We start from the raw sequence: 12606 nt of genomic DNA on the forward strand, positions 1-12606 counted from the left end.
GCAACCCTATCCTCCTAATCCCGCCCGCTCGGCTGGGGCTTTCTCTCTCGCTGAACTCAGCGGTCGGAGCTATCTACATAATCAGTCAGCAACACGACCGTTTCCGGGAAAGCACTGGCCAGTCTCTTGTCCATGGTCACCATGGGAGCCCTCAGGCTCGCTGCCAACGCCACAAACTCGCAATCGTAGGCCGAGCAACTGCTTTTGTTTACAAGAGACAGTACATCCAGAGATGTGACCTCATATTCCTTCCCGCTCAGAAGATCCTCCATCTCCGCCTGCACAGCGAGGGCCTCCTCGAAACTGACCAGAGACTTGCGTATATAGAGCGCCAGGACATTGCGAAACTCGCTGCGCCAAAGCGCAGGTGCAACCCATTCCGACTCCCTCAGCAACAACTGTTCAGCCTGGGGCGTATAAGGTGAAGGCAAAGCCAAATAGGTGATGACATTGGTGTCGGCAACAATCACGGCCTCCCCCTTTCAATGGCCTCCCGGATTTCCTCGACTGAAACGGCATCGGAGTCGAATCGCGGGCGTTTACTCCGCAATCTGACCAAACGTTCCTCTGGAGTTACCTTCCTGGGGACAAGCACCAGTTCCAAACAACTGATCAACTCGCTGTTGATGGAGCGGTGATGCGCTTGCGCAGATTCCTTCAAGCGCCGATATAGATCGTCTGGAATATTCTTAAGCGTTACAGTAGCCATAGCCACACCTCCATACACAATGGAACCATTATGGTTCCACCCTGGATGAAACACAAACAAGGCTTGTGGCCACCAGTTTGACGCTTAACGTTATTCGATATACTCCGGATGGCCCAGCAGATGTGGCCATCGAGGATTACCACTGAGGAGGTAAATATGTTCAACAGCGGCATACGCCCCATCCACCCGGGCGAAATCCTGCGCGAGGACTACCTGGTCCCGCTGGGCATAAGCGCCAATGCACTGGCAAAGGCGCTGCATGTGCCGGCGCCGCGCATCAACGACATAGTTAGGGAGAGGCGCGGCATAACCGCGGATACGGCCATGCGTCTGGCCCGCTACTTCGATACCACCCCACAGCTCTGGATGACTCTGCAAGCTGAATACGACCTGCGGGTCGCACAGATCGAGCGAGCGGATCAAATCGCCAGGGAAGTGGCCCCTCGCCAAGTGGCGTGACCCCTCCCTCGAGACCGCCGAGGTGAATCTGAGCATCAGCCATGTCTGCCAGGAGAAGATGGAGACCTCCGGAGGCATCCGACGCCCGGAACCGGCAACTCCCTAAGTCCGGCCTAAGTCCAATACATCGAGTCAAAACTTCCCTCCCCTGTGGGAGCCAGCCTTGCTGGCGAATAGAGGGCAGATAGCACTGATTCAATCGTCTGCAAGGCGGGCTCTTGAACTACGACGCCATAGGCCGTTTCTTCTACGGCATCGTGACTCTCCGGTTCTAGCCCCCTCCGGTCCTTCCCACCCCGAACGGGGCGTCCTTATCTCTCCTCGCACCCTCAAATTGATTAAAAAACACACAAAACAAACCTCCCAAACCTGACATTGCGAAGTTAAAGAAAAAAAATGCGATTTTTTTGAGGGGACCATCGTCCCAGCCGTCAATAGCAGTGTTGGGAGGGAAGTGGCTACTTGGGGGTAGCCGCTTCTAAACATCGCCATTTGTGGCAAAACACTATAAATCCAACGATCAAGAGAGGATTTACAATGAAAAAGAACCTCCTGTCTGCAGCTGTTAAAGGGGCCCTGGGCCTGACCGCAGCTGCGATTATGGTTCCGGCAATGCCCGCCTTTGCGCAGGAAGATGCGACTTTGGTGGAGGAAGTCATCGTTACCGGTTCTCGCATCCAGCGGGCCGATCTTGAAAGCGCACTTCCCATCCAAATAATGGATTCAGAACAAATTGCAGCTACCGGTGTTACCTCAGCTGCAGACCTGATGACCAAAGTCTCCTCCATGCAGGGCTTTACCACTCCTGGCGATTCTGTTGGCGGCAGCGGCGGTGGCTTGCAAACCGCTAACCTCCGGGACCTGGGTGACAGTTACACACTGGTTCTGCTGAACGGTCGTCGCTTGGCGGCTTCCACCTCCGGCAGTATTGTTGACCTCCGCCACATTCCAATCGCCGCGATTGAACGTGTAGAAATTCTGACAGACGGTGCCAGCGCCCTATACGGCTCTGACGCAATTGCCGGTGTCGTAAACTTCATTCTCAAAGAGGATGTAAACACCACCAGCATCTCTGCGCGCTTTGACCAGCCTATGGAAGACGGTGACGGTGAGACCAGCAAGTTCGACATCACCACTGGCTTTGGTGACCTGGACTCCGATGGCTTTAACGTGATGGCCACCCTGAGCCATGTTGAGCAGAACTCTCTGGCCGCCAAAGATCGGGATTTTGGCAGCACCGGTATCATTACACGGAATAATCCGGCTACCGGAAACCCTGTTCTGTTTTTTAACGGATCAACCAATTCCATCCCCGGCAACGCTTACGTGTACTTTACCGAAGCGTCAGGTCGTAGCACTATTAATTTCAACCCTTACAGAGAAGCGAACGGATCCTGCGCACCGGACAACGCTCCTTCTGACGATCTTTGCGCCTTCGACTACACTAGCACGCTGCAAATTCTCCCTGAGAGAGAAGCAACCTCCGTCGTTCTGTCCGGGAAATTCAAAATTTCCGACAATATGACTGGTTTTAGTGAATTGGTCTACACTGACACCAGCATGACCTCCGCGATCGCACCTTACCCGACTGGGCAAGTTGAGCTGCCAATCGACTCCCAGCTGGTTCAGGACTACGTACTTCCGTATGTAGACGCAGCAGCCGTTGCTGATATTGAGCAAGTTACCGGCACCTGGCGCGCTCTTGCAGCAGGTAACCGTACTACTGAGTATGCATCTGAAGCACTTCATTTTGTGGCTGGTATTGAGGGCTCAGTTGGCGATATCAGCTATGAAGTCGCTGCCTTTAACTCTACCACCGATCAGGAAGAAAACTTTGTTGATGGATGGCTGTTGGGGGACGAGTTCTACGATCTAGTGGAATCTGGCAATCTCAATATTTTTGAGACCCCGGACAACTTGCCGGAAAACACTTCCGAACTGCTGGCCCCGACTATTTACCTTGGTAACAACAGCACGACAGAAACGACCACTACTGGTTTCGACGCCTCTGTATCCATGCCAATGTTTGCCATGAATGGCGGAGACGCTCAAATTGCTGGCGGCGTTGACTATCGGCGCACTAGCTACGTTCAGGGAGCTTCGGATGCTAACGCAAGTGGACGGATTCTTTTCGTTCAGCCAGGAAATACTTACGATCTGGAACGAGACTCATACGGTGTTTATACGGAAGCCTACTTTCCTGTAATGGAAAATCTCGACCTGACCGCTTCCTTGCGTTACGACTCCATTGGCGGTGTTGACTCCGTAGTAGACGGTGTAAATCTGGGCACGGTAAACGATGACGAGTCTGACGTAACCTATAAAGTAAGCAGCCGCTGGACAGTTACTGACAGCTTGTCGCTGCGGGCTTCTTACGGCACCGGATTCAAGGCTGCTTCGATGGTCGACCTGGCTCGCCCGCTGGTGAACTTCGGGGTTACATCCGGAACCTTTGACTGCCCGTTCCCTGCCAACGACCCCCTGCGCAGTCTCTGTGTTGCGCCTGCAGGTTTCCAGGCACAAGTACTGGCTGGCGGCAACTCGGAGCTGACACCTGAAACTTCAAAGCAATTCAGTGTGGGCTTCGTATTTGATACTGCCGATAATTTCACCGCTACGGTGGACTATTGGAATATCCAAATGGAAGACCAGGTCGACAGCTTGACTGAACAGCAGATTTTCGACAACTGGCAGCAATATCGCGAACTGTTTGTTCCGGTACGTAACGCCGGTTCTGGCCGTGATGAATTGGGCATTATTCAAGCTGTAGTCAACATTGGTGAATCCGAAGTGAGCGGTATCGACTACCGTTTCGAGAAAATTAATGAACTGTCATTTGGTGAGTTGACTCTCGGATTTGGTGGTACCTATATGATTGAAAATGAAAATTCACTCTACGGTACCAGCATGGGCAAATTCGGCGCAGACGATGATGTAACCTTCCGAAACATCATCCGCGCCAACGCCACCCTGGTTCATGGTGACTTTACCCATAATCTCGCTGTAAATTACCGTAGTGGTTATTTGGACCAAGCCAACGAGGTGTTTACGCTTGATGAAAATGGCGACTTCATAGTTGAGCAGGTGGTCAACTCGGAGGGAGAAATCGAAGACGCACTTGCAACCGAGCAAATTCAGCTGGACATCCCGTCTTATGTTACTGTCGACTTCCAGAGCCAGTGGATGTTAATGGCAGATCAGCTGTCTCTGAAACTCGGCGTCAACAACCTGCTGGATAAGAAGCCGCCGCAAACTCTACGTGTAAGCGGTGCTGGTCACCAGCTTGGTTTTGATCCTCGCTACTCTGACGCTTACGGAAGAACCGCATACCTCAACGTAGGTTACACTTTCTAAGAAAGAGTAGATTAGAGTTGTAACGATCCTGTAGGATCTGCGCACCTCAGAAAACCCCGTATCTCTTCAGAGGTGCGGGGTTTTTTATTGAAGCAATAAGGTCAGGTCCCAGGCTAAGTCTTTGATTCTTGATAATCCCCCTCACCGTTGTTGACTAATGAAGTCCAAAGAAATCTTCTCTTTCAGTGTATATCCCCACTACCATTAGCCTTCTCTATGCTTCATTCCGATTTTGGCTGTCCACTTCGTAATGACGGAGAGGTTTTGGAATAAGCCTTCATTGCGCCAAGAGGACTTCGCTCAAAACCTTATCTCCATTCAGCAGTCCTTGCGGTTCTAAAACATATGCCAAAGTATTCAGCAGAGCTTTAGGCATAGGACTTCCGTCCATATTTGATCAGAAAACAACCAAACCTGTAATGGCGTGTAATGAAGTCCCGCACACAAACGATAAATAAGTTGGTAAAGTAATCAGGCTGGAGAAATTGGACAGTTCCAGCGCAAATACGATAAGCCCACAGGGAGAACTTTTTATGAAAGAAGTACAAAAGTGGTTATCTGCTGTATTTGCCGCACTGTTTCTGGTGTGCGCTTCTGTTTCCACCATCGCCGAAGAAGCGGATGCGGAATTGATCGCGGTTAATATCAATACCGCCTCCGCCGAGGAACTCGCGTCGGCACTGGATGGTGTGGGGGAAGCTCGCGCGGAGCTGATTATCAAATTCCGCGAGGAGCAGGGGCCCTTCACTTCGGTGGAGCAGTTGCTGGAAATCAAGGGGGTGGGCGCAGCTACGCTGGAGAAGAATCGAGACAAGATCCAGCTCTAGCGGCCAAACTCGGGCGGAAGAGCGCTACGGGGCTCTACCGCCCGCTTTGCTGTAATCTACCTTCTCAACCTCGCTTCGCCAGCAGAGCTGACTTCCCCCGACCACCCCCAGGCTCAATACTCCTTTCTTTTCACAGCCGGCTTTCTCAGCAACAAAGAAAAGCGACCATTTATTGGATAGCACCTCTCACTGACCCATCAGTCAAGGCTGAATCGATCAATTTTTATGCCTTTCTGTCGTCTTTACACTTAAAGCAGACCTGCTCACATTTATTTCCGATAAGAAAAATTATTGCTATGAAATCTTATCTACGCGAATAGTTCTGCCATTTATCGATCAAATAACAACCTTTTTGGTCGCCTTTTGTACGGCTCAATGCTGATTTTAAGAATACTTCACTTAGTCACGATAGTTCCATATTTATATTTAATACATTAAAGTCAGCCCGCGCACTAAATGCTACAAGCTAACAACCGCATTGTAAGTACCATAAGTACATAAAAGGATGCACTATCTATGATCAAGACCAAATTGAGCGTTGCTATCGCGACTTTGGGCACTCTCGCTGCTACTGGTGTAGTGGCTCAAGACTCAATACCCGGCCCAGAAGTTGAAGAGGTGATCGTTACCGGTTCGCGTATTGCCCGTGACCCGCTGTCAACTACCGGCCCCATCACCCTGGTTGACTCAGAAGCCATCGAGCGCTCCGGCGTGGGCACCATCGACGAACTGCTGCGCGAACTGCCGTCTATGGGCACCGCGGGCATCAACGCCAACGATAACAACGGGGGCGGCGGTCTGGCTTTTGTAGACCTGCGCAATCTGGGCTCCTCCCGCACCCTGGTTCTGGTAAACGGTCGCCGTTTCGTATCTTCCAGCTCCGGGGTGAGTTCCGCGGTGGATATGAACAATATCCCCGTCGATATGATCGACCGCATTGAGGTGCTGACCGATGGTGCCTCGGCGGTATACGGTTCCGATGCCGTTGCCGGTGTTATCAACGTGGTAATGAAAGACTCCTTTGACGGCGTGAAGATCAGTGCCCGCGGCGGCGCCACTGAAGATGGCGGCGGCGAAAATGGTGAGCTGTCCTTCACCTTCGGCAACGAAGGGGAGCGCGGCAGTTTCGTGGGCAATATCTCCCACAGCCAGCGCGCTGAAATTACCTACAACGATCGCGACTGGGCAGGACTGAACAGCTCACTGACCCCCAACGGTAACCTTTACACTGCCTATGGCAACTTTACCGTTGGCGAAGGCGGCCAAACCCTGACCGATGGCACTACCTCCTACGATATCGGCCAACATATGTGGCTTGCGGGCAGCATGGAGCGCACCGGTGTCACACTGTCCGGCAACTACTCGCTGAGCAACAGCGTAGAGCTCTACGGAGAGGCCAGCTATACCAACAAAACCACCAACCAACAGTTGGCTGCACAGCCGATGTATTCCGCCAACGGTTTTGCAATAGATCCGGAACAACATCTGCCGGCCGAAATTCAGGCACAACTGCAGAGTGCCTGGCAGGAAGCCCACGACGCCTGGGTCGCCAATGGCAGCGATCCGGAAGACGAAGAATTCCCCTTCCCCGGCGAAAGCTGGCAGGCGGGCTTTGATGACATGCGCATTCGCCCGGTGGCCGGCGGCACCCGCGACTATGAGCAGGAAACCGATACCTACCGCTTCCTCGCCGGTCTTCGCGGCGACCTGGCCAACGGCTGGAGCTGGGACGCATTCGCCAGCTACGGAAAAAACGAAGGCGAAAACGTGATCGCCAACTCCTACAGCAAGAGCAAGCTGCAGGAGATCCTGAACGGCACCGCTGGCATCGAGCCGGTATTTGCCGGCGGCATGAGCCCCGAGGTGATCGACTATATGCGTTACGCCGACAGGGAAGACAACGAATACGAGCTGGAAAACTACGGCGTCTCTCTTACCGGAGACATAGATGCTGTCCAATTCCAGGGCGGCGCTCTGGGTTTTGCCGCTGGTGTGGAGTACCGCAAGGAGTCCGGTGAGTTCAATCCCAGCGTGGAAACCCAAAGCGGCGACACCTTCGGCAACCAGCAGGAAGCCACCGAAGGGGACTACTCGGTAACCGAGGTGTTTGCCGAATTCAACCTGCCCATTCTGTCCGGCGCCAAGTATGCGGAAGAGTTGTCCGCTGACCTTGCGGTTCGCTATTCCGACTTCGACACCTTCGGCGGTGAAACCACCGGTAAAGTGGGCTTTGTCTACGCTCCGATCGAAGACCTGCGCTTCCGTGCCAGTGCTTCCACCTCCTTCCGGGCTCCGGGTATTTACGAGCTTTACAGCGGCACCGCTCAGAGCTATGAGTACCTGATCGACCCTTGTGACACCAGCGAGAGCAACGAGCGTGGCCAGGGCGCAAACTGCGGCATGGTAGGTCCGGCCTTTACCCAGAGCGGCAGCCAGGTTCCCACCAATATCGGCGGCAACCCGAACCTGGACGCGGAAGAGGCCGAGTCCTACACCTTCGGCATCGTCTGGACCCCGGCTTTTGTCGAAGACCTGTCCATCACCCTGGACTACTTCGATATTCAGGTGGAGAACGCCATCACCTCTCCGGACCTGCAGCGCATGCTGGACGACTGCTACCGCGATGGCATCGAGAGCGCTTGCGTCTCGATCACCCGCGGTGCCGGAGGCCAGGTCACCAACCTGGAGGGCGCTAAGATGAATATCGGTGAAATCAGCACCCGCGGTGTGGACCTCGATATCGTCAACAACCTGCACTTCAACGCCGGACAGCTGGCCCTGCGCCTGCAGGCTTCCCGCCTGCTGGAGTACGAGGAATACAACGAGCAGACTGACCAGACTTGGGACAAGCTGGGCTATGTGGGTACATCCAGCGAGATGTACGTGAAATGGCGCGGCCTCGCCGGTGCCACCTGGTTCGCGGACAGCTGGAGCCTGGGCCTGGATGTTCGCCATCTGAGCGACGGCGAGACCTCCTATCGCGAAGTGCCCTCGCACACCTACCTGGACCTTCACGCGGGCTGGGACGTAAGCGACGCACTGCGACTGACCGCCGGTGTTGACAACCTGGCCGACCGCGAGCCCACCGACGGCTCGGGGTCCGGAGATTGGAACAGCACCCTGGACTACAAAGGCCGCTACGCCTGGGCCGGAGTCAGCTACCAGTTCTAAAAAGGACCTGGCAAGCAAAAAAGAGGGGCGCCGATTCGGCGCCTCTTTTTTTTAGTCCTATTCACCTACGAGCAGACAAATCTCTGAATCCCTACCGGGCCCCCTGCTGCAGATATTCCAACTTGCGCATATAGGCGTTCTTGGTACCCAGGTTTTCCGCCAGGGAAAACGCCTCGGTAAAATGCTCCCGCGATTCTTTCATATCCCCCAGGCGGTAATTGGTCAGCCCCATCAAAAAGTGAAAACGGTGATCGTCGCTGTATTTCCACAGGGCGCGGCGGAGCCGCTTGTGTGCCAGTTCGAATTCGCCGTGTTCGTAGGCATTGCGGGCCTGGAAATAGAGGTAGTAGGGATTGCGCTCGCGGTAGTAGCGGGCCTGGCGTTCGTAGTGAGCCGCCAGGGCCTCCCTGCCGCTGTTGCGGTAGAGGCGTTCCAGGTTGCTGATGGCGGTCAGGTTGCCCGGTTTCAAGCGGATGGCCTGCAGGTAGCTCTGCTCCGCCTCGGTGGCAAATCCCGCGCGCGCGTAGATCACCCCGAGGTTTGCCCAGAGCTCGCTGCCCTGCGGCTGCAGTTCCAGAGCCTTGCGCATGTGCAGGAAGGCGGCGCGGGTGTCCCCATCCTTCAATAGCTCCACCGCGCGGTTGCTGTAGAACTGGCCGAAAGCGGCGGAATCGGACAGGCGGAACTGCTCGTACACCGGGTCGTAGGCTTCGAGATCGAAATCCACGACGCGGCGACCGCGCCGGGTTTTGGAGACCATGTTGATATGGCGGTAAACGACGAAGGTGTCCGCGTCCGCATAATCCCAGGTCTGAGGCACTTCCACTTCGTTGAAATAGGCCTCGGCCCCCAGGGCCCGCGTCATGGCCACCATCATCACCGTAAATGCCATGCAGTTGCCGCGCTGCTCGTGGAAGGTCTCCGCGGCGGTGAGGGTGCTGTCCGCGTCGTATTCCACATGAAACTGCTCACCGAAGGCCTTCAGCAGGGCCGCCAGCCTCTGCGAAGAACCGGCATCCGGGGCGATGCTGTCGAGGAGTTCACGCATCTCGTCGCTGAGGCCGAGGATATCGACCTCCGGCAGTTGCTGTGGCGTCACCCGGTAGCCCAGCAGCGGCTCGCCACTGAGCAGGTGATCGGTGTTCACCTCCGTGGCTGTTGGTGGGACAGTGGTACAAGCACCCAAAAATATGACCAAAAATAGTATCCCAGTCACTAGCGGCGAGATTTTCATCGTTATAGTTCCCTGGCAGCAGCTCTTGTGAGCTTTAACATCAACCGGGCTGTCTGTAAACCTCTCATACTCGTTTCATTTGTAACCATTAGCCTGAATAACAACCAACTGTTACACTTTGCAGGTTTATACCGGAAGCTCTGTACGCCAGAGATTTCCCTAACTATTTACAGGCAGAGGCACTTCTATGTCTTCTTATGTCGCGGACACCACTACGGCTTTTACTATTGCCGTATCCAGCCTCAACTAAAGCTATAACAACTGGAAATTCAGATTATGTCGTCGAATACACATCAGAACAGTGATGGCTTTTTCGGCCATCCCAAAGGGCTCTCAACCCTGTTCTTCACTGAAATGTGGGAACGCATGAGTTATTACGGCATGCGGGCCCTGCTCGTACTGTTTATGACTGCGAGCCTGCAGGAAGGGGGGCTCACCTTCACCGTCGCTACCGCGGCGGCCATCTACGGTCTATACACCGGTGCCGTTTACTTTATGGGCCTACCCGGCGGCTGGATCGCTGATCGCCTGCTGGGGGGACAGAGGACGGTGTGGTACGGCGGCATCATCATCATGTGCGGCCACATTGTCCTGGCCATCCCCAACGAGAGCACCTTCTTTATCGGCCTGATCCTGGTCGTCACCGGCACCGGATTGCTGAAACCCAATATCAGCGCCCTGGTCGGCCAGCTGTACACCCAGGAGGACGTGCGCCGCGACAGCGGTTACGCCCTCTATTACATGGGCATCAATATGGGCTCGTTGCTCGGCTACTTCATCTGCGGCTACTTCGGCGAGAATGTCGGCTGGCACTGGGGCTTCGGCGCCGCCGCGGTGGGCATGGGCGTGGGTCTGCTCCAGTACCGTGGGACCATCGGCAACCTCGGCGACGCCAGCCTGAAACCGATAAATCCCTTATCCCCCGCGGGCGCGAAAAGGGCCTGGAGCATCATCGGTGCCATCGTTGTGGCCGCGGCAGTGATTACCGGCCTGGCTCTGACCGGTGCTATCAGCATCAACCCCGTGGTGCTGGCTGGGTATGTGGCCGTGGCATTTACCCTCATCTTCTTCGCCTACTACGCCTTCGTCTACTTCGCCGGCGATCTAAACGAAGTGGAAAAGAAAAGGATGTGGGCGCTGTTCCTGGTATGTCTGGCCTCCGCCTGCTTCTGGGCTGGTTTTGAGCAGGCGGGTTCATCCCTGAACCTGTTCGGCCGCGACTACACCGATCGCCTGATCGGCAGCTTTGAAATTCCCGCCTCCTGGTTCCAGAGCTTCAACGCCGCTTTCATCATTATCCTTTCGCCCTTCTTCGCCGCACTGTGGATCAATCTGGGCAAGCGCATGATCATGCCCTCCTACAGCCTGAAGTGCGCCATCGGTCTGATTATCATGGCAAGCGGCTTTATCGTGATGTTCTTTGCCTCCCAGTACGCCGCCCAAGGCCTGAAGGTGGCGCCCACTTGGCTGGCCGCCACTTACTTCCTTCACACAGTGGGTGAGCTGTGCCTGAGTCCGGTTGCCCTGAGCGCGGTAAGCAAGTTGGCCCCCCGTCGCTTTGCTGGGCAGATGATGGGCGTGTTCGTGCTGACCTACTCCATCGGCAACATCATCGCCGGCCTGCTGGCAGGAAACTTCGATCCGAACAACGTTGAAGAGCTGCCGAATCTGTACCTGCAGATCAGCCTGTTCAGCATCGGCATCGGCATCATCCTTATCCTGGTTGGACTGAAGTCCAAGTATTGGGAAGGGCAGGGGCAGTCGGGAAAATCCCCAGCGGGGACTGAGGCGGAAGCCAACACTGTCTGAGGTAAGGGCAGTGCCTGAAGTACGCATTAGCGGGCCGCTGCGTGAGCAGCGGTCCTTTTTTGTTTGCGGCAGTAGCCCAACCTCCCTCTCAAAGCGGGAGAGGGGAGCTGTTCTTCCCGAGCCCCAACCAATTATCCGAGTGCCAACCCGGCATTCAGCCAGATAAACCGCAACCCGATCACGCACAGCAGGCAGGCAAAGCAGTTCTTGAGCATCTGCGGCGAGAGCCGGTGGGCCAGGTTGGCGCCGAGCCGGGCGAAGGGCGTGCTGGCGAGCACTATGCCGAGAAACGCCGGCCAGTAGATATAGCCGCTGGTCCAGGGCGGCAGTTGCGCCTCGCCCCATCCCTGTACCGCAAAGCTGATCGCCCCGGCCACCGCAATGGGCAGGCCGCAGGCGGCGGAGGTGGCCACGGCGCGCTGCATCTGCACCCGGCAGTGGGACAGGAAGGGCACGGTGAGCGAGCCCCCGCCGATTCCGAAAATCGCCGAGGCCCAGCCGATAACACCCCCACCGGCAGACAGCGCCGCGGCTCCGGGCAGGCGGCTGCCGTCAGTGGGCAGTTGCGCATGGCGCAGGCCATCGAGCCACATCTTGACGGCGATCGCCAGGGCGAAAACGCCGATCAACAGCTGCAACCAGGCACCCGGGAGCAGGTGGGCGGTCACTCCGCCGAGCCAGGAGCCGAGCAGGATACCCGGCGTCATGGCGAGAAAAATTGACCAGTCCACAGCGCCTTTCAGGTGGTGCGTACGGATGGAGCTAAGGGAAGTAATAACGATGGTGGCCAGAGAAGTAGCCACCGCCATATGGGTGAGAATTTCCGGTGCCAAGCCCCGGGCGGTGAATACCAGTACCAGCGCCGGTACAATAATCAGGCCGCCGCCAACGCCGAAAAGCCCGGCAATGGTGCCGGCGGCAGCACCGAGCACCAGATAGATCAGCAGTGTTTCCATCCCCCTCCCCTACAACACGCTTTTTCGTGGGAGCCAGCCCTGCTGGCGAAACAGGGGCAATAGCATCGTCGCAGTCGCCTGCAGGCA

9 protein-coding genes are annotated in these 12606 nt (G+C 55.7%); 5 read left to right on the top strand and 4 right to left on the bottom strand.

What is annotated here, in order from left to right:
• Positions 1-56: 56 nt before the first annotated feature.
• Together PP263_RS10780 and PP263_RS22715 are read right to left on the bottom strand one after the other, a co-directional pair.
• A complete protein-coding gene (locus tag PP263_RS10780; protein ID WP_308368443.1) occupies positions 57-470 on the bottom strand; it encodes a type II toxin-antitoxin system VapC family toxin in 414 nt (137 codons plus the stop codon).
• Positions 467-709, bottom strand: a complete 243-nt coding sequence (locus tag PP263_RS22715; protein ID WP_374693713.1) for an Arc family DNA-binding protein — start codon at positions 707-709, stop codon at positions 467-469. Before PP263_RS22715 ends, PP263_RS10780 begins: the two co-directional genes overlap by 4 nt.
• 156 nt (positions 710-865) lie before the next feature.
• On the opposite strand from PP263_RS22715, the gene PP263_RS10785 reads away from it, so the two are divergent.
• From PP263_RS10785 to PP263_RS10800, 4 genes are all read left to right on the top strand, one after another.
• On the top strand, positions 866-1168 hold the full coding sequence (locus PP263_RS10785) for a HigA family addiction module antitoxin (protein ID WP_308368444.1): 303 nt from the start codon (positions 866-868) through the stop codon (positions 1166-1168).
• A 537-nt stretch (positions 1169-1705) separates the two neighbouring features.
• Complete coding sequence (locus tag PP263_RS10790) at positions 1706-4522, top strand: TonB-dependent receptor domain-containing protein (protein WP_308368446.1); 2817 nt, start codon at positions 1706-1708, stop codon at positions 4520-4522.
• 533 nt (positions 4523-5055) lie between these two features.
• Positions 5056-5349, top strand: a complete 294-nt coding sequence (locus PP263_RS10795; protein WP_308368447.1) for a ComEA family DNA-binding protein — start codon at positions 5056-5058, stop codon at positions 5347-5349.
• A gap of 516 nt (positions 5350-5865) precedes the next feature.
• A complete protein-coding gene (locus PP263_RS10800; protein ID WP_308368448.1) occupies positions 5866-8520 on the top strand; it encodes a TonB-dependent receptor in 2655 nt (884 codons plus the stop codon).
• A 91-nt stretch (positions 8521-8611) separates the two neighbouring features.
• Here the strand turns inward: PP263_RS10800 and PP263_RS10805 are convergent, their stop codons facing one another.
• Positions 8612-9667: a tetratricopeptide repeat protein gene (locus tag PP263_RS10805; protein WP_308368449.1), complete on the bottom strand. Its 1056-nt coding sequence runs from the start codon at positions 9665-9667 to the stop codon at positions 8612-8614.
• 363 nt (positions 9668-10030) lie between these two features.
• On the opposite strand from PP263_RS10805, the gene PP263_RS10810 reads away from it, so the two are divergent.
• Positions 10031-11563 carry a peptide MFS transporter gene (locus tag PP263_RS10810; RefSeq protein ID WP_308368450.1) on the top strand — a complete coding sequence of 511 codons (1533 nt, stop codon included), beginning with the start codon at positions 10031-10033 and terminating at the stop codon, positions 11561-11563.
• Between the two features lie 131 nt (positions 11564-11694).
• On the opposite strand, the gene PP263_RS10815 is transcribed toward PP263_RS10810, so the two are convergent.
• Positions 11695-12519 carry a sulfite exporter TauE/SafE family protein gene (locus PP263_RS10815; RefSeq protein WP_308368451.1) on the bottom strand — a complete coding sequence of 275 codons (825 nt, stop codon included), beginning with the start codon at positions 12517-12519 and terminating at the stop codon, positions 11695-11697.
• Positions 12520-12606 lie beyond the last annotated feature (87 nt).

Source organism: Microbulbifer sp. TB1203 (assembly GCF_030997045.1).
In the GTDB taxonomy this organism is placed as follows: domain Bacteria; phylum Pseudomonadota; class Gammaproteobacteria; order Pseudomonadales; family Cellvibrionaceae; genus Microbulbifer.

Bases quoted from the DNA above. Each gene is read 5' to 3' on its own strand.
- PP263_RS22715 (WP_374693713.1), bottom strand. From the start codon at position 709: ATGGCTACTGTAACGCTTAAGAATATTCCAGACGATCTATATCGGCGC.
- PP263_RS10785 (WP_308368444.1), top strand. From the start codon at position 866: ATGTTCAACAGCGGCATACGCCCCATCCACCCGGGCGAAATCCTGCGC.
- PP263_RS10790 (WP_308368446.1), top strand. From the start codon at position 1,706: ATGAAAAAGAACCTCCTGTCTGCAGCTGTTAAAGGGGCCCTGGGCCTG.
- PP263_RS10795 (WP_308368447.1), top strand. From the start codon at position 5,056: ATGAAAGAAGTACAAAAGTGGTTATCTGCTGTATTTGCCGCACTGTTT.
- PP263_RS10800 (WP_308368448.1), top strand. From the start codon at position 5,866: ATGATCAAGACCAAATTGAGCGTTGCTATCGCGACTTTGGGCACTCTC.
- PP263_RS10810 (WP_308368450.1), top strand. From the start codon at position 10,031: ATGTCGTCGAATACACATCAGAACAGTGATGGCTTTTTCGGCCATCCC.
- PP263_RS10815 (WP_308368451.1), bottom strand. From the start codon at position 12,519: ATGGAAACACTGCTGATCTATCTGGTGCTCGGTGCTGCCGCCGGCACC.